Origin of the sequence: Echinicola rosea, from assembly GCF_005281475.1 — a bacterium.
GTDB lineage: Bacteria > Bacteroidota > Bacteroidia > Cytophagales > Cyclobacteriaceae > Echinicola > Echinicola rosea.
Map to the genome: position 1 here is coordinate 4510457 of NZ_CP040106.1, position 17356 is coordinate 4527812.

Sequence of the window (17356 nt, forward strand, 5' to 3'; positions counted from 1 at the left end):
CTCATCACTTAAAAAAATAAACTATATGGCTATCAAACTCTTCCTCCGGCTCGCTATCTCAGCGGGGTTTCTATCTGCAGTAGCCGACAGGTTTGGGATATGGAGCAAAGAAGTTTCCGTTTGGGGAGACTGGAGCAGTTTCCTCCATTACACCCAACTGATAAATCCCTGGTTACCAGAAACCTTCATTCCTACTATCGGAGCTGTGGCAACAGCAGCAGAAATCATTTTTGCAGTGTGCTTGATTGTCGGGTTCAAAACCGAACTGTTTGCCAAATTAAGTGGGGGACTACTGCTATTGTTTGCCTTTTCCATGACGTTGTCCTCCGGGATTAAAGGGGCCCTGGATTTTTCAGTTTTCAGTGCTTCTGCCGGCGCTTTTGCCCTGAGTCTAATGAAGGAAAAACACCTGGAGCTGGACACATTGATTGCCAGCTCTTAAACCTTGCGGTAACCCGCTTTATAACACAATAAAACACTTAAAGTATGGATAAGTGGAATGGAAGAAGGAGATGCTTGCAGTGGATCAGCTAAAATTATCGAAAACAATGGACGCTAGGCTATGACCAATTCATCTATTCCATGATAAAAGTAAATGCATTTTTCATTACGTTGCTGCTAGCAATAGTAAGCGTTAAGGGTTTCGGGCAGGAATTTCATCCTTCAGAAGAATTTCTTATGACCACTGTTCCGGATTCATTGAGGAGCATTGACGCCCTGTACTCCTCTCCTAATGACCGTACCAATATCTACCTGACGGATAAGAAGGGAAATGTCCTGAAGGAATTTTCAGTGTTCATTGAATCCTATTATGACGACAGCAAAGTAGAGGAAATGGCTGTACCACACCTCAAACATGTTCGGAAAGTCATTCGCCTAAGCATCTCCCATTGTCCCTGTTACTGTGATATAGACGTGCACTACTGGCTACTCACCCATGATGGCAAATGGGTGGCCCTTCCTGTGCTGACACCTCCTGATTATGAAGCTAGCTTGACCTATTTAGCCTATATTTTTCCTGAAGAAAAACCAAACCTAATCGAACTCCACGAATACCAGGACGAGGTGATTTTAGGCGATGGAGAACCAAGGTTCAACCAAATCGCTGACCGCACCATCAAAACCCTATTTTGGAATGGGATGACCATAGAAGAAAATTAAAGAACTGTTTATATATCTTTCATTACTACATTTACTACAACACTCCTCTAGATGATGAAAAAGACTATTTTGACACTAATCATTACGTTAGCGGTGTCGGCACTGTGCAGCGCCCAACGAATCGAATCGCAGAAAGTATTTGGCGGATACCAATACACACTGAACGGGCAACCCATCAGTTTAAAGCACATGACAATAGCCATGGAGTCCAATCCAGAGGCTTTTGATCTGATCAAAAAGGCAAGGGCCAATACCACTATTGCTTCTATTTTTGGATTTGCAGGTGGTGCCTTAATTGGTTGGCCCATCGGAACCGCTATTGGAGGCGAAGAGCCCAATTGGGCTTTGGCAGGAATTGGCGCAGGCTTAATCGCAGTGGCCATTCCGATTTCCTCCAGTGCCAATAAAAAAACCAACCAAGCCATAGAGATCTATAATTCCAACCTCTACTCAAGTGGGTATTTTAAACCTGAATTTAAATTCCTCACAAATAAGAATGGTATAGGCCTTGCAATGTCATTTTGACTGTACCCTCTTAATAATACACCTTCATAGTAAAATATGGACTCAGTAAAGGTTGAAAGAAGAGAGAAGGCTAGAATTTATCTAATGAAATATAACTTCGATCCATGTCTGGCAATTACTTCCATTCGACTGATTGTCGGCCCAGAATTGTTATTTTGGGGATTTTATATATATTCAAATGCTATGGGACGTTTTAGAATAGGATACGGAGGCGTGACGATTGCATTTGCAGTGAATTATACATTTAAGCCCTTTTGATGGGTTTTGATAAAATAGAACTATTACTGTCCTTTTGAATTCCAGATCGAAGCAACCCCTCACAAGATAATGATAAAAGAAGGTCAAAATGAATCCCAAAATAAAAATGCCAAACTTGAGAAAATCAAAAGGCAAAAGGATTAATTCTAACTAGGAATTCAAAAGGCCATAAAACGCTACCTACCTACGGAGCAACTACCCTCTCAAACGATTGAGCCCCTTATGAAGCAACAGAAATGATTCAGTAATTCTATACACGTAATCAGGAACATATCATGAAAACCACAGATAAACATGACGAGCGCATGGCCAACATGACTTTTGCTTCGGTGTATCCACATTATATCACCAAAGTCGAGAAAAAAGGCAGGACCCAAGAAGAACTCCACCAAGTCATCACTTGGCTTACCGGCTTCCAAAACGAGGATATTCAGCGACTAATCGAAGAAAAGGTAACCTTTAAGGAGTTCTTTGATCAGGCCACTCTCCATCCCAATGCCCCTTTGATCAAAGGGGTCATCTGTGGGTACCGTGTAGAAGAAATCGAAAACCCGCTAACCCAGCAAGTAAGGTACTTGGACAAACTAGTGGATGAGCTGGCCAAAGGTAAAAAATTGGAAAAAATACTCCGCCAGTCTTAAAGCCATATTTCCAGCTACGCACTAACTAAACGGCATTGATTTCGTGTTCAATGCCGTTTATTAAGAAATATGCCACTACATGGAATAATGATATTAATTTATCCAAAAGAAACTTATTAATTGGATCCGCCTTGCAAGTATTGGGCGTTATGAAATTAAAAAGTGGGCGGACAATAAGGCAGGCTTGTTTGACGAAAGGCTGCCCAAAAAGGATGTTGGCAGCTAAAGAAGGTTTAAATTTTAGGCCAATAGCTGCACACCTGTGCGCCGTGGCGTAGCGGCGGGGTTTTTGGCTTACTTTTATGACCTGAAGCAAAAAAGTGACAAAGGTAAAGGGATGAAAACCACCTGGGAATTTAGCTAGAAAAATAACTGCCCAAGGAAAAATATAGAACCTATTTTATATTCGCTAATTTTGACACTAAGCTATTCCACCTTACACCTATGGATACTATGAAAACAGAAATGGAAAAAATGATGGCCGGAGAGCCTTATGATGCGCATTGTGAGCAAATGATCGCTATCAGAAAAAATGTCAAACGCATCCTGCACAAGCTCAATGTCACAGAATACTATACCGACAAGTTTCAGGACACCATCAATGAATTATGCCCCAATTCTGCCAAAAACCTTCACCTAGAGCCTCCATTCCACTGCGATTATGGTCAAAACATCCATGCCGGTGACGGTGTATTTATCAACTTTGACGCCGTCATTTTGGACGGGGCTAAAGTGACCATTGGCAGAAAGACCCTCCTAGCACCAGGTGTCCATATCTATACCGCCAGACATCCCCTAAATGTGGCCGAAAGAAGAGAGTGGGAAGACTGCCGTCCAGTGACGATCGGCGAGGAATGCTGGATCGGGGGACATGTCACCATATGTCCAGGTGTGACCATCGGTGACCGAGCGGTCATTGGTGCAGGGGCAGTGGTCACCAAGGATATTCCAGCAGATACTTTGGCTGTGGGTAACCCGGCAAAAGTCATTAAAAAACTGAACAATAAGGATCGGTCGGAAACTCTTAACACCTAATCTCTTCCTAGTATTTCATATCCACTCACCATCATCCTGATCACCACCGCCTTTAATCTCTCTGAATGCACTTGGATTCCTAATCTACCACAAATAGGTTACCAGAAACACTCCATTTCAGCCACTTCAGAATTGATGAAATTTCTTTACAATTTTTCAAACAAATCGGTGGTTTTTAGTATTTTACCGTACAATGGATTTTATACGTCAACACCAATCAGTCATCTACTATTCTTTAATTGTGGTTGGTTTGGTGGCTATCATGGTATTTTTAACCAATTATATTCACAATTGGCTATACCGTAAGGCTAAAAACAAATATCCAAAGGAGTCTCCTGACACCATCTTATTGGTGAAGCGTATGTTAAATTCCCTCTGGCTCCTGTTAGGTGGATTGATTTTGAGCCTTGCTTATATTGAAAAGAATCTTTATGATGTGGTAGAGGAAAATTTTTGGTTGATCTTCTATCTTGGAGTGGTATTGACGACCACCGTGGTCTTGGCGGCCCTGGTCCAAACCTTCTTCAGTAGGGCCATCAGGAAACGTACGGAAATGGATGAAGGGGATCCCACCAGCCATAAATTCCTAAGGTACTTGACACTCTTTGGGATTTACTTTATCGGAACGCTTTTTGCGATTTTGGCTTTTCCATCCCTAAGAGGAGTTGCCACCACAGCGCTGAGTGGTGCGGGGGTCATTACCGTAATCACAGGTATCGCCTCCAAAGAAGCACTCGCAAACCTCATCGGTGGTGTGTTCATCATTATTTTCAAACCTTTCAGGGTGGGCAATGTAATCAAAATCACAGACCAATTGGTGGGTACAGTAGTGGACATTACGCTTAGACATACCGTGATCAGGGATTTCAAAAACAAAATGATCATCATTCCTAACGCCATCATCAATCAGGAAAAAGTCACCAATTACAACCTTATTGATAAGAAAATCTGCCAATGGATTGAGATCGGTATCTCATACGACAGTGATATTGACCTGGCAAAAAAAATCATGCAAGAAGAATGTGAAAACCACCCGAGTTCTGAGGATTGCCGCACGTTCAGGGAAAAAGAAAAACAAGTGCCCAAGGTAGTAGTACGGGTAATCAGCTTGGCTGAATCAGCAGTGACCCTTCGGGCATGGACATGGACAAAAGACTACCCCACTGCTTTTGTAATGAAGTGTGATCTATTCGAATGCATCAAAAAAAGATTCGAAAAAGAAGGAATAGAAATCCCCTATCCCCACACGAAAATTCTATTTAAAAACCGAGAGCCCGCTTCTTAGTTCCCACCCAAAGGTAGCCTATCATTTTGATTTCTTATATTTTTAAACTAAATTAATAGTTGTTATTAAATAATGGCTCTATATGGATTATAGTGGGTAAAGATATTATTCCGGTTAAATTAATGTTGATTCATGTTCCTTTTCAGTGGGCAATTTTCTATTCTGCCTTGAGGTATTTGACGTTAAGAAATCAAAGAAGTGGGCTGGAAAAAGCGCAGGCTTGTTTGACGTGAATCAGTACAAAAAATTGGTATGCTGCACAAATAGAGGTGTTTGCCTGCGTGAGTGCTGGCTTTGATTTTAGTCATATAGCTCACCGCAGCGGGTTTTTTTGGTTACGTTTTTCACCTGAAGGAAAAAAGTAACAAGGCAACAAGATGAAAGGCAAGCTAGAATTTGACATGCAAAGTAATAGTTACCCATAGTAAATCATATAGAACCTAAATAATTATATGATACCCTACCTTAAATACCTAGTATATCTACTCCTAATTCTAGCTTATGTAAATGTTGGATATGCAGAATGTGGCTATAGCGGCATGAATTTTTATCCCCAACAGCGGTCGATCAATATAGACGCCATGTTTATGATTGAAGGGTATGGTTATAGCCAAAAGACCGTGAATAGCTTTTATGACAGGAAGGTTTATTTGGAAAGCAAAGATGGACAGTTGATTAAAATGGAATTGCAAGAAATATTAGTTGGTCAATTGCAACTGACCCAAGCAGTCTTTAAACCTTCTCAATGTCTATTGCCAAATACCACCTATTCTATCAAGTATGAAAATCAAACGGAAATGGAAACAAGGGAAATGTATGGCTGGGACAGTGACACAGAATCAAGAGAAAAAATACAATGGACAACTCAGCCGACCATTAACAGCGATTATATGACCCGACCGCTAAAAATCAATTATATAACATCTGAAGTCAATTACTATGGTTGTGGTCCTGAAGCTTATGCGATATTTGAAATAGAAAATCCACATACTATAGAAAAATGGTATAAAGTAACTTTAGTCGATCTCAGTACCCATGAGGAAAGCATTTACATCATAACAGCCTATGAAGGTAAATTGTACATTGGTCACGGTATGTGTGCAGGGCCTTTCGTTTTTAACAGCAATGGCAAATATAAATTAAAAGTGTCCCAAATGGACCTAAATGGAAAATATCATCCCCCCACTCCGTGGATTACTTTCCAAAACCCCTACGAAGACCACCCAAGCCCTTGGAGTCCATTTTAGTAAAGACGTTTATTTTAAGTACACTTTTTAGGTAATGGCAATTCTCTTTTATCCTTCACCCAAAACTATTTCCTTTGGCCCCAAAGGGAAGATGAAGTACAATGACCATGGGCAATCCGGCCAACGTGATCAGAAAACTAAATGAAAAAGACCGAAAATCAACTTTCAATACTTGATCCAGCTTTAGCAAGAAATATAGCGGTCCATATTGGACCAATAATCGCAACTTGCATTTATACCTGCCGTTCCTACGGAACTTACCCGTTTGTCTGTAATCATTTTTGGTGCAGGTTTTTACCTACCCCTTCTATTTGGCCTTCCCCCTAATGCGGATGAGGCAGAATGCTCAGTTGCTAACACCTATTCAGTGTTTAACCTCAACCTAGGCAACCACTATACATGAGCAGACAGGCGCGACGGCTTGTACGATCCAAATCAACTGATCATTCTTATAGCCTATCCCGACATTCAGCAAGATAGACTACTGCATGTCCCAATGCAAAAATCAGGACAATGTGCCAGCGGCACGATAAATTTTGTAACCTACGGATTCATGCGCAGGGGCTTAAGCGCTCCACAACCTCCCGAAGGAATGCCAGCGGCACGAATAATAGGTATGCCTTTACGAAAATTATTTCTCTTCAAAACAAACGCGTTTGCCCTGTACCCCCATAGGACACTGGTTTACAAAACCAATTTGTAACACTATTTAAATACAATTTATCTAAACCTGATATACAAAAATCGCACAATAATTTGCGTAGCCAAATAACTACATTTATATTAGTAGTCAAATGACTACATTAATTCTCACTGAACTAAAATGAAACTCAGACGCGATCCATTCCAAGCTATAGCTGACCCTACCCGAAGGGCAATACTGCTACTTCTTGCCGCTCAGACCATGACAGCCGGAACCATTGCCGAAAACTTCGAAGCAGCTCGGCCTACCATCTCCAAGCACCTTCAAGTACTTCAAGAATGTGAATTGATTGATTCCAACCAAAAAGGCAGGGAAGTCTTCTATGAAATTAAAGTGGACAAAATGAAAGAAATCGACCAATGGCTGGAGCAGTTTAGAAAAATCTGGGAAAGCCGTTTTGGACAATTGGATAATCTTATTGCTAAACTCAACCATAAAAAACCATGAAAACAAAACTCGCATTTGACTTCATTGTAAACAAAGAAGCCAATACCATGACGATCAAAAAGGAATTTGCTGCGGCCCGCCAACAGGTATGGGACTGCTTTACCAAAAGCGAATTATTGGACCAATGGTTTGCCCCTGAACCCTACAAGGCAAAAACCAAGCACATGGACTTTTCTGAAGGAGGGAATTGGCTCTTTGCCATGGTCAGCCCTGAAGGTGAAGCGCACTGGAGCCGATTTGATTTTCTGCGTATCCAGCGTTTGGAACACTATACGGCGGTGGATTATTTTTGTGACGAAAGCGGAAAACCCAACCCGGATCTCCCCCAAGGCAATTGGAAAGTCAACTTCAGCAATTCAGCAGACACCACTGAGGTGGACATCCTCATCAGTTACGGCTCACTGGAAGACCTTGAAGTCGTCGTGCAGATGGGCATGCAAGAAGGATTGACAGAGACATTGGAACAGCTGGAAGCTCTTCTGGAAAAGAACGTAAAATAATTCCATGAACTATAAGCGATAGAACTGATCGACCAATTATTAACAACCTCCGCTCGACTTAATTTTAGTATTAAAAGCGTCATAGCGAACCCTTTTAAGGAGGATGTGGGTTGGAAAAGGGTGTGGCAACTCGCCGCGGCGAGCTGCCACGGCTTCCACCCCTCAAACCTCCCTCTAAGCCTCGCAGTGACGATTTTATAATCGAACTGAGGTTAATATCCAGCATTGGTGATCAGTTCTTTTCATCCCCTGCGATTATCCTTAAAATAAAGATAGGCTTTACTCCTGAAGAACTTAATGGCATCTTAGGCACTCCTAGCCCCGATATTGGAAGTCCTGAATCACTCACGCTCCATCCGCTCCCAAAACACCGACCGGCCAAAAGTGGGCATGCCCAAGTACCCCCTGATCTCAAGTTGATCATCATCTTCCTTTAACCTCGCTAGACAACTGTACGTCTTTCCACTTTCGGGATCATACAGTTCCCCTTCACGCCATTCGCCGTCATCATATTGTAGTCCCTCAATGATATTGATCCCCAAAATAGGCCGGTCCCTTTGCGCTGGATCTTTATTTTCAGTATCCAAGGGAGCAGCATTCCCGTCTTGCATGGACTTTAACCATACGATCTTTCCCATATAACCTTCTTTCTCCTTGGTGATCTTTACTTTGGCTTTTTGATCAGTAGTCAACCATTCCCCCACAATTTTATCAGCTTGGGCAAAGGCAGACCCTACCATTATAAACTGGGCTAAAAAACCAACTATCAGTGCTTTATCAAGTCTCTTCATAGTAAGCAAATATAGAAATTTAGTTTTATACATCTTTATAAAAGGAACTCCAAACATTGTTTTGTAGTTTTGCACTTTAAAATTGAATGAGCACATGAAAAATTCCGAGATAAAGTTCACCATTAACTTGGACGAAAAGAACCTACCCAAAACCATCACGTGGGATGCTACCGACAAAGAAAGTGAAGGCGCAGAAGAAACCAAAAGCATCAGCCTGAACGTCTGGGACAACCTTAACCATAGTACGTTGCGGATTGACCTTTGGACAGATGACATGTCTGTGGTGGAAATGAAGCGGTTTTACATCGATATTTTGGGCGGCATGGGGCAAACCATACTCAACAGCACCGGAGACGAGTACATGTCAGAAGAGATCAAAGAACTCTGTGACCGATTGGTAAAGCATGTCAATGAGGAAAACAATAAGGCAAAATAATGCGGCATTGACCGTTTTATTTTTGTGAGAAAAAAAGACAGCTGGGGACTCCCTTGGCTGTCTTTTTTTTTGATAGGTCAATAATAAACTTTTTGTTCAAACCTAAATTTAACCCATTAACACCCGTAATAATTATTTTTTTACCTTATATTAACTAGGCGATTAGTCACTTTATTGGCTAAAAGCAATTAGCGAATCAAACCCAATAATAACATGAAGAAAACACTACCTACAAGGAAATCAATGCGGGTGTTTTTATTTTTCACACTATTCGTGATCGGAATTAGTGCTGCACTTGCCCAAGAGACCACCATAAAAGGAACCGTCAAAGATGCCACCACTGCAGAAACCCTGATCGGTGTTAATATCCTGGTCAAAGGGAAAGTGGTCGGCACAGTAACCGATTTGGACGGTAACTTCTCCCTCACCGTCCAGCAAGCCCCTCCCCTCACGCTGGTCGTTTCTATGGTCGGCTTTACGAGTAAGGAAATCCAGATCACCTCCTCTGTCAATACCGATCTGGACATCACGCTGGAAGAACAAACCCTTCTCGGGCAAGAAGTGGTCGTCTCTGCCTCCAGGGTGGAAGAAAGCATCCTTACTTCCCCGGTATCCATCGAGCAGATGGACATCCTCAGCATCAAAGAGACCGCCAGTGACAGCTATTACAAGGCCATTGCAAACCTAAAAGGTGTGGATGTCACTTCTTCTTCCATCAATTTCCAAATCCTCAATGCCCGCGGGTTTAACTCCACCGGGAACACCCGCTTTGTGCAGCTCACCGACGGAATGGACACCCAAGCACCAGCGCTGAACTTCCCCATCAGTAACCTGAACGGTCCCTCCGAACTGGATGTGGAAAGGGTGGAGTTTATCCCAGGTGCATCTTCTGCACTCTATGGCCCCAATGCCTTTAACGGAATCCTCTTGGTCAATAGCAAAAACCCTTTTGACTACCAAGGCCTCAGTGCTTATTACAAACAAGGTGTCAATCACGTCAATGGACGTGAAGGGGAACCCCAAAGCGCCCAACCGATGTACGAAGGTGCCATCCGCTATGCCAAAGCCTTCAACAACAAATGGGCCTTTAAGCTCAATGCTTCCTTTATGCGGGCCGAAGATTGGTATGGCACGGACATGAGTGACCTCAACGCCCGAAGCCAAGGCGACCTGCCCTTTAACCCGGGCGCCAATCGTGTACATATTTTTGGCGACGAAGTAGCCAATAATATTGGTTTACTCCGTAATGTCAGTGCCATTCAACAGCAAGCTGCCAACCTCGGGATAGCGGGCTACTTGCCCAGCATTCCAGACCAGATTGTTTCCAGAACGGGCTATGAAGAGCCTTACTTGGTGGATTATGGCGCTGCCGCTTATAAATTCAACGGTGCACTCCACTACAGGATCAATGACTTCCTAGAACTATCCTACACTTTAAACTATGGTTCAGGTACCTCGGTCTATACCGGTGCCCAACGGTACTCACTATCGGATTTTGAAATCTCCCAGCACAAGCTTGAATTGACTGGAGACAACTTTTTTGTGCGGGCATACACCACGCGTGAAAATTCCGGTGGCTCATTTATCGCGGACCTTACAGGCGTCCGTATCAATGACACCTGGAAAGACAATTCCTCTTGGTTTGGGGAATATACCCTTGCTTATATGGGCGCTTTGGCTCAGCAAGGCGTAGCCCCCGGTGCTCTAGGCACTACCGAACAGCAAGCTGCTGCCCACCAAGCCGCACGCGGTGTGGCAGACCAAGGCCGGTTGATGCCGGGATCCGCAGAATTCAATAACACCTCCGAACAGATTAAGTCGGACTTCATTCCTGAAGGCTCACTCTTCAATGACCGCTCCAGGATGTACATGGCAGAGGGACAGTATAATTTCAAAAATGAAGTGGATTTCATGGACCTGCAGGCAGGGGCGAGCTACAGGCTCTATGAACTGCGCTCAAATGGTACCATCTTTGCCGATGTGGCCGGCAATGACATCACCATTTCGGAATACGGTGCATTTGCCCAAGGGGCAAAAAAAATATTGGATGACAAATTAAAGCTAATGGCCTCCATACGGTATGATAAGAATGAAAACTTCAAGGGACAGGTCAACCCTCGTTTTGCTGCGGTATTCTCCCAAGGGAACAGCAACATCCGCTTTTCTTACCAAACGGGTTTCAGGATGCCTACCACGCAGGGACAGCACATTGACCTAAATGTGGTCTCGGCCAGGCTCTTGGGAGGGTTGCCCTACTACAGGGAAAAATACCAAATCTTCGAAAATGCCTTTTCCATTGCCTCTGTAAACAACTATATAGCCAAGGTCGGTGAAGGGCTAAGTCCGGTAAGTCCAGAGGCCACCGCAGAACTCGTCCCCGTCAATGACCTTCCTGCACTCAAACCTGAGCAGGTAAAATCCTTCGAGATCGGTTATAAAGGATTGCTGGCAGACAATCGGCTCTTGATCGATTTTGCCTATTACTATAATATTTACAATGATTTCATCACACAAACTGCTGTCAGGAAAGCTTCAGGGCCGGTTTATCCTGATCCGGCAAACAGCGACCAAGAAGCTATCAATGCAGTCAATGCGCCCTCATTGCTAACGCCCATTACCACTCCGGGTCAAGAAAACACATTTCAAACCTATACCAATTTGGTCAACAACAGTGTGAAAGCCAATGGAGCAGCCATCGGCATCACCTATAACCTGCCCAAAAATTATACCTTCAGTGGAAACTATAATTACAACAAACTGCTGACAGATATCGAAGAAGGCTTCCTGTCCGATTTCAATACGCCCGAACATAAATTCAACCTGATCTTTTCCAACAGAAAGCTCACCGAAAAATTAGGGTTCAATGTCACCTATCGCTACCAAACAGTCTTTCGCTGGGAATCTTCCTTTGCCGCTGGCGAGGTACCGCAGGTAGGTACAGTCGATGCACAAGTAAGCTACAAGGTCAAAGACTGGAAATCCATCATCAAGCTGGGCGGATCCAATGTCTTAAACAACCGTTACTTCCTCAATTATGGCGGACCGACCATCGGTGCCATTTATTATGTAAGCATCACCTTTGACGAACTCCTAAACTAAACCCAAATGACCATGAAATTGCTAAATCAATCGACCTATATCTTACTTTCAGGCCTATTGCTGGGAGCATGTCAATATGAATTCCCCGCATCGCCTGTCGATGCACCTGATGCCGGTAATGCTGATTTCTCCAAATACGTGGCGGTAGGAAATTCCCTTACCGCCGGTCTGATGGACGGTGCGCTTTATGACAGGGCACAGCAAAATTCCTTTGCGGTGATTTTGGCAGGACAGCTGGAAGCTACCGGAGGCGGCTCCTTCAATGTGCCGGATATTGATTCTGAAAATGGATTTTTCAGTATGGGGCCAAGCGGCCCCTTGGGCCGGCTTATCTTAACAGCCAATCCTTCCACTGGCGCCATAGCCCCTGCACCTATCGGAACAGGGGACCTTCCCACTCCATATACCGGTGACAAGGCAGCCTTGAATAACTTTGGTGTCCCAGGCATCACACTCGGACAAGCACTTACGCCATTGACAGGAGGTCCTGCCAGTGCCGAAAACCCCGCATACTCCCCCCTTTATGCCCGATTTGCCAGTAATCCGGGCCAATCCACCGTTATTGGTGACGCTGCAGCCGCTATGGCAGACGGAGGCACGTTTCTTAGCTTTTGGCTAGGAGCAAATGATGTCTTGGGATACGCCATCGGTGGTGCATCCAACCCGACCATTCTTACGACTGATGTGGATTTCCAGACAAGATATACAGCAGCCCTGACCACTCTGCTCCAAGCCAATCCTGCAGCCAATGGTGTAGTCATGAACATTCCTGCTTTTGAACACCTACCGTATTTTAACCTTGTGCCTTTCAATGCCATTCCACTCACGCAAGTACAAGCAGATCAGGCAAACCAAGCTTATGCCCTTTACAATGGAGGGCTTCAGCAGGCTGCAATGGGCGGCCTGATCACAGAAGAAGAACGGCAGTACCGAACCATTGCCTTCTCCGCCGGAGCCAATGCCTTCGTCATGGAAGACGAAAGCCTGACTGATCTTAGCTCGCTTGGACTACCTTCCATTCGTCAAAGTACCACAGCGGACAAGACTACCCTTCCCCTATCCCAAGCACTGGGTGCCCCTTCGGAGGAAAACCCAAATGGCCAAAGAGGAGTTTCTTTTCCAGTGGAAGACGAGTTTGTACTGATTCCTGACGAGCAAATGGAGATCAACGGAAAAATAACAACTTTCAATGAGCTGATCACAGCCGCTGTCAATGCAAATCCAGAGCGTTTGGTTTTGGTGGATGCAGCGGCCTTTATCGACCAAGTGGCCGCTGGACAGGTCAGCGCAGGAGGAGTCGCTCTTAATGCCAGCATCACCCCTCCCAACGGTGGATTTTCAGTAGATGGTGTCCATCCAAACGGCCGTGCACATGCATTCCTTGCCAACTTGGTCATCGACACCATAAACGCCAAATGGGAATCCAATATCCCTAAAGTAAATCCCAATGCCTATATTGCAAATGACCTTCCGAGGTAAGGACTTACTTCTCTAGTTCCGTATTTGAATGCTTCTTTGCAGCGAAACATCCTAAAATAGGATCAAGCAATATTTCTGGGGGGACGAATGTTGACATGGTCTTATGAAAGAAAATTTCATGCTTTTAAAAGGATGGGCTTCCTTCACAGGGAAATCGCTTTTACCCCATGAAGTTATTTAACTCTGGCAAAAAGCGTCAGACCGAGCGGAGTCGAGGGCTAGACGTTGGACCTCGACTCCGCTCAGGCTGACATCTCTTTACTAATAACCTGAGCTCGACTTAATTTTAGTATAAAAAGCGTTGCGAACCCTTTTAAGGAGGATGTGGGTCGGAAAAGGGTGTGGCAACTCGCCGCGGCGAGCTGCCACGGCTTCCACCCCTCTAATCTCCCTCTAAGCCTCGCAGTGACGGTTTTATAATCGAACTGAGGTTAATAGTTTAAAAGGGATTTTCCTGGCCTCCTCCATCCGCTTGATTTGGTTTTAGCAGGAATTTTTGGGAAATAGGAACAGGGAGAAAAATGCGGCTAAAACCGAAAACGTTGGATGGGCAATTTACCACGGGCTTCACCCATGGCTATGAACGTGTCATTCCTCTGGGGCTAGCTTTCGAGTGTAATCTTTTAATGTAGATCCAACATGCACTTGGTGCTTTTGGGACCTTTGTGGCATTTTAATGTATCGGTGGTTTTGTCATTAAGAAAACTGGCAGCCCCAACTTTTCCGCTTGATCCAGAATGACACAAAAAAAAAGCCTCGTAACAATGTAACGAGGCTTTTCCATTCACTTTAACCACTAACAACCATAAAACAAAAATTCATCATGCTATAAGCAATCAGAAATGATGAAAACATCACTTTGTCAGTAGTCCGTACGGGAATCGAACCCGTGTTTCATCCGTGAAAGGGATGCGTCCTAACCCCTAGACGAACGGACCATAAAACAAAAAAGGCAAGTCTAAAATGGTAGTCCGTACGGGAATCGAACCCGTGTTTCATCCGTGAAAGGGATGCGTCCTAACCCCTAGACGAACGGACCATTTTGTTTTTATTTCCTTGCCTTTCTGTAAGGTGATGCAAATATAGAGGGTTAATTTTACAATACAAAACCCAGCCAAAAAATATTCCGAACTTCACTCCAACCCACTGGTTATTAGTTAAAAAAATTGCACTTGTTCTTCAGGTATCCACAAACCTTTCGTCAATGTAGTTCCTTCAGCTGAAAATCACCTTCACTAAGCACCTCCTTATCTTCATAGACAAGCTTCCAGCCCAAGGAATTCGTCAGCACATAAAACCGCGCCAATTCTGCAATCAACCGTCGGTTGGCATTTTCCTTAAGGTCTGATCCCTCCACCTTTCTTCGTATTGAGGCATTTACACGTGACTTGATGGTATTGATATCATCCGCGTCAAAAGGGTTCAGATAATCCCCCTCAGCGTCATAATATTTAAAATCTGGAAACACCTTCACCTCTGGCGCTGGTATTTCCTTAATACGAAGGGTCTGATTGGCCGCATCAATGTCAAATTTCACCTTGGAAAGGTCATAGGCAATCTGCACATCAGCATTGACCACCACCAAGGCCTTTTTCTGGGTAATCCATAGGTTGCCAAAAATTCCTTCAGACTGTTTATAATTGTAAACCTGGGAAAAATGTCCCTCGGTCACGATCAGCTTGCTGACATTCTCTACTTCTTGCTGGATGAGGCTAGAACTCTCCTCAAGGGTGTTTTTTCGCTCTATCCCCCCTGCAATCCAGCGATAAGCCACTATTGCCAGCAGTCCTATCAAAACTCCAAACAAAAACTTCCGCATAGTTGATTCCGTTGCTGTCTATTTATGGAAAGATACCCATTTTCTTTAATTTGTTTTAATATTAACCTCAGTTCGATTATAAAACCATCACTGCGAGGCTTAGGGGGAGATTAGAGGGGTAAAAGCCGTGGCAGTCTTTGTATTATGGGATGGCCACACCCATTTCCAACCCACATCCTCCTAAAAAGGGTTCGCTTTGACGGTTTTTTACACAAAAAAATAAGTCGAGCTCAGGTCATTAGGAACATCTCACATCAAAAAAATGTACACCTAAACCAAAAACTCACCAGCCACTATAATACGTAACTGGTGAGTTTGGTACTAGACAGACAAGTTCCCCCATCGGAGGTCACTTTTTATCGATCTTTGGTGAATTGATTTCTTGGTAAAAAATCTCCTTTGCCTCTGTATCTTCATACTTTTTTATGGCTTCCAGAAGTTTGGCTTTCATCTCTTTCTGTACTTCTTGATATTGCTCCGTGCCGTATAGATTTTGCATTTCTTCAGGATCTTCTTGAAGATCAAATAGCTCCCAGGCATTTACCTGGTTATAAAACCGGATTATCTTAAAACGCTCCGTTTTGACACCGAAATGAGGAGAAACGTTATGCTCACCCACTTCATAATAATGGTAATACAGCACTTCCCTGCCCTGCTTATCCCTTCCTGTAAGCACTGGAAGCATCGACTTGCCTTGGATATCTTCCGGAACGGCCACGTCAGCAGCATCCAATATCGTCGGTGCGATGTCCAAATTCATGATCAAGGCGTCTGATTTGGTTCCAGGCTCGATCACTCCTGGGTATTTGATCATCATAGGGGTACTGAACGATTCCTCGTACATAAACCGCTTATCAAACCAACCATGTTCCCCTAGGTAAAACCCCTGATCAGAAGTATAGATCACCATGGTATTTTCATCCAGTCCATGTGCTTTGAGGTAATCCAGCGTCCGACCGATATTCCTGTCCATGGATTCGGCCGTCGCCAGGTAATCACGCATATATTGCTGGTATTTCCACTCCACCAAGTCCCTCCCAGAGAGATTTAAGGAATCCAGTTCGTTATGTATCAGCTTGTAATGCGCATCAAACTGGGCACGTTGCTCAGGTGTCATGCGAGTGATATTACGGTCCTTGGAATCATCGGGATACATCTTTAGGTCATAATCCATGATCATGGTCTTGTCCACCGTCATGTCTTGATCCATGGCTGCTTGGCGTCCTTCATAATCATCATAAAAAGTACCCGGCACGGGGAAAGTAACTTCGTCATATATGTCCATGTCCTGCAAATCGGGCATCCATGTACGATGGGTCGCCTTATGCCCAATGATCAGGCAAAATGGCTTGTCATCCGCTCTCCTATCTAACCATTCCTCAGCAGCATCTTCCACGAGATCGCTGACATAACCAGTTCGGTTTACCCTTCCACTGTCCTTTACGAGGAAGTCGGGATTATAATAATAGCCCTGACCGGGCAAAATTTCATAATGATCAAATCCTTGCGGGTCTTCACCTAAATGATATTTACCAATCCAGGCAGTCTGATAGCCTGCAGCTTGCAAATGCTTCACAAACTGATCTTGGTCGCTCTCAAATTTGCTATCTGAATTTCTCCTGAAGCCATTTTTATGACTGTATTTTCCTGTCAATAGTACCGCTCGACTGGGACCACAAATGGAATTGGTCACATAGGCATTGGTCAATAAAACCCCTTCATTAGCGATACGGTCAATATTTGGGGTTTGGGTGATCGTACTTCCATACGCACTGATGGCCTGTCGAGTGTGATCATCGGAAACGATGATCACGATATTCGGTGGCTTTTGTGCTTTGGGCTTGGCGCATGAAAACACTGTCAGTGCCAGCAATGCCCCTACTATTATTCTATGCATATCTTTTGTTTAAATAAGTCACTTCATCAGGAT

Annotated in this window: 16 protein-coding genes and 2 tRNA genes; 13 read left to right on the plus strand and 5 right to left on the minus strand. The window is 44.0% G+C overall.

Going from position 1 to position 17356, the window contains the following annotated elements; translation table 11 throughout:
* Positions 1-25: 25 nt before the first annotated feature.
* The 10 genes from FDP09_RS17700 to FDP09_RS17745 all read left to right on the plus strand — a co-directional run bounded on the left by FDP09_RS17700 (position 26) and on the right by FDP09_RS17745 (position 7802).
* On the plus strand, positions 26-442 hold the full coding sequence (locus tag FDP09_RS17700) for a DoxX family protein (protein WP_137403929.1): 417 nt from the start codon (positions 26-28) through the stop codon (positions 440-442).
* A gap of 140 nt (positions 443-582) precedes the next feature.
* Positions 583-1161, plus strand: a complete 579-nt coding sequence (locus tag FDP09_RS17705) for a hypothetical protein (RefSeq protein WP_137403930.1) — start codon at positions 583-585, stop codon at positions 1159-1161.
* 51 nt (positions 1162-1212) lie between these two features.
* Positions 1213-1686, plus strand: a complete 474-nt coding sequence (locus FDP09_RS17710) for a hypothetical protein (protein ID WP_137403931.1) — start codon at positions 1213-1215, stop codon at positions 1684-1686.
* A 36-nt stretch (positions 1687-1722) separates the two neighbouring features.
* Positions 1723-1944: a hypothetical protein gene (locus FDP09_RS17715; protein ID WP_137403932.1), complete on the plus strand. Its 222-nt coding sequence runs from the start codon at positions 1723-1725 to the stop codon at positions 1942-1944.
* 275 nt (positions 1945-2219) lie between these two features.
* Positions 2220-2585, plus strand: coding sequence for a DUF2200 domain-containing protein (locus FDP09_RS17720; protein ID WP_137403933.1), 366 nt, complete (start codon positions 2220-2222; stop codon positions 2583-2585).
* Between the two features lie 453 nt (positions 2586-3038).
* The gene (locus FDP09_RS17725) at positions 3039-3620 is read left to right on the plus strand and encodes a sugar O-acetyltransferase (RefSeq protein WP_137403934.1); all 582 of its coding nucleotides are present in this window, start codon (positions 3039-3041) and stop codon (positions 3618-3620) included.
* 361 nt (positions 3621-3981) lie between these two features.
* Positions 3982-4905 carry a mechanosensitive ion channel family protein gene (locus FDP09_RS17730; RefSeq protein WP_244940515.1) on the plus strand — a complete coding sequence of 308 codons (924 nt, stop codon included), beginning with the start codon at positions 3982-3984 and terminating at the stop codon, positions 4903-4905.
* Between the two features lie 620 nt (positions 4906-5525).
* Positions 5526-6152 (plus strand): hypothetical protein, encoded by a 627-nt coding sequence (locus FDP09_RS17735; protein WP_137403936.1) that lies wholly within the window; start codon positions 5526-5528, stop codon positions 6150-6152.
* A gap of 823 nt (positions 6153-6975) precedes the next feature.
* Positions 6976-7302: an ArsR/SmtB family transcription factor gene (locus FDP09_RS17740; RefSeq protein ID WP_137403937.1), complete on the plus strand. Its 327-nt coding sequence runs from the start codon at positions 6976-6978 to the stop codon at positions 7300-7302.
* Positions 7299-7802, plus strand: coding sequence for an SRPBCC family protein (locus FDP09_RS17745; protein ID WP_137403938.1), 504 nt, complete (start codon positions 7299-7301; stop codon positions 7800-7802). Before FDP09_RS17740 ends, FDP09_RS17745 begins: the two co-directional genes overlap by 4 nt.
* A gap of 341 nt (positions 7803-8143) precedes the next feature.
* On the opposite strand, the gene FDP09_RS17750 is transcribed toward FDP09_RS17745, so the two are convergent.
* Positions 8144-8593 (minus strand): DUF2147 domain-containing protein, encoded by a 450-nt coding sequence (locus tag FDP09_RS17750; protein WP_187328706.1) that lies wholly within the window; start codon positions 8591-8593, stop codon positions 8144-8146.
* A gap of 94 nt (positions 8594-8687) precedes the next feature.
* Here FDP09_RS17750 and gldC point away from each other — a divergent pair, with 94 nt between their 5' ends.
* The 3 genes from gldC to FDP09_RS17765 all read left to right on the plus strand — a co-directional run bounded on the left by gldC (position 8688) and on the right by FDP09_RS17765 (position 13607).
* The gene (gldC, locus tag FDP09_RS17755; protein ID WP_137403940.1) at positions 8688-9029 is read left to right on the plus strand and encodes a gliding motility protein GldC; all 342 of its coding nucleotides are present in this window, start codon (positions 8688-8690) and stop codon (positions 9027-9029) included.
* A gap of 213 nt (positions 9030-9242) precedes the next feature.
* On the plus strand, positions 9243-12128 hold the full coding sequence (locus FDP09_RS17760) for a TonB-dependent receptor (protein WP_137403941.1): 2886 nt from the start codon (positions 9243-9245) through the stop codon (positions 12126-12128).
* Positions 12129-12140: 12 nt separating this feature from the next.
* On the plus strand, positions 12141-13607 hold the full coding sequence (locus tag FDP09_RS17765; RefSeq protein ID WP_137403942.1) for an SGNH/GDSL hydrolase family protein: 1467 nt from the start codon (positions 12141-12143) through the stop codon (positions 13605-13607).
* Between the two features lie 866 nt (positions 13608-14473).
* Here FDP09_RS17765 and FDP09_RS17770 read toward each other — a convergent pair.
* The 4 genes from FDP09_RS17770 to FDP09_RS17785 form a co-directional block, all read right to left on the minus strand.
* Positions 14474-14545, minus strand: a tRNA-Glu gene (locus FDP09_RS17770).
* Between the two features lie 26 nt (positions 14546-14571).
* Positions 14572-14646 (minus strand) — tRNA-Glu (locus tag FDP09_RS17775).
* 162 nt (positions 14647-14808) lie between these two features.
* Positions 14809-15426 (minus strand): DUF4230 domain-containing protein, encoded by a 618-nt coding sequence (locus tag FDP09_RS17780; protein WP_137403943.1) that lies wholly within the window; start codon positions 15424-15426, stop codon positions 14809-14811.
* 349 nt (positions 15427-15775) lie between these two features.
* Positions 15776-17323 (minus strand): sulfatase family protein, encoded by a 1548-nt coding sequence (locus FDP09_RS17785; RefSeq protein WP_137403944.1) that lies wholly within the window; start codon positions 17321-17323, stop codon positions 15776-15778.
* Positions 17324-17356: the final 33 nt, after the last annotated feature.

Coding starts and splice junctions, on each gene's coding strand:
- FDP09_RS17700 (WP_137403929.1), top strand. CDS start 26: ATGGCTATCAAACTCTTCCTCCGGCTCGCTATCTCAGCGGGGTTTCTA.
- FDP09_RS17705 (WP_137403930.1), top strand. CDS start 583: ATGATAAAAGTAAATGCATTTTTCATTACGTTGCTGCTAGCAATAGTA.
- FDP09_RS17710 (WP_137403931.1), top strand. CDS start 1,213: ATGATGAAAAAGACTATTTTGACACTAATCATTACGTTAGCGGTGTCG.
- FDP09_RS17715 (WP_137403932.1), top strand. CDS start 1,723: ATGGACTCAGTAAAGGTTGAAAGAAGAGAGAAGGCTAGAATTTATCTA.
- FDP09_RS17720 (WP_137403933.1), top strand. CDS start 2,220: ATGAAAACCACAGATAAACATGACGAGCGCATGGCCAACATGACTTTT.
- FDP09_RS17725 (WP_137403934.1), top strand. CDS start 3,039: ATGAAAACAGAAATGGAAAAAATGATGGCCGGAGAGCCTTATGATGCG.
- FDP09_RS17730 (WP_244940515.1), top strand. CDS start 3,982: ATGTTAAATTCCCTCTGGCTCCTGTTAGGTGGATTGATTTTGAGCCTT.
- FDP09_RS17740 (WP_137403937.1), top strand. CDS start 6,976: ATGAAACTCAGACGCGATCCATTCCAAGCTATAGCTGACCCTACCCGA.
- FDP09_RS17745 (WP_137403938.1), top strand. CDS start 7,299: ATGAAAACAAAACTCGCATTTGACTTCATTGTAAACAAAGAAGCCAAT.
- FDP09_RS17750 (WP_187328706.1), bottom strand. CDS start 8,593: ATGAAGAGACTTGATAAAGCACTGATAGTTGGTTTTTTAGCCCAGTTT.
- gldC (WP_137403940.1), top strand. CDS start 8,688: ATGAAAAATTCCGAGATAAAGTTCACCATTAACTTGGACGAAAAGAAC.
- FDP09_RS17760 (WP_137403941.1), top strand. CDS start 9,243: ATGAAGAAAACACTACCTACAAGGAAATCAATGCGGGTGTTTTTATTT.
- FDP09_RS17765 (WP_137403942.1), top strand. CDS start 12,141: ATGAAATTGCTAAATCAATCGACCTATATCTTACTTTCAGGCCTATTG.
- FDP09_RS17780 (WP_137403943.1), bottom strand. CDS start 15,426: ATGCGGAAGTTTTTGTTTGGAGTTTTGATAGGACTGCTGGCAATAGTG.
- FDP09_RS17785 (WP_137403944.1), bottom strand. CDS start 17,323: ATGCATAGAATAATAGTAGGGGCATTGCTGGCACTGACAGTGTTTTCA.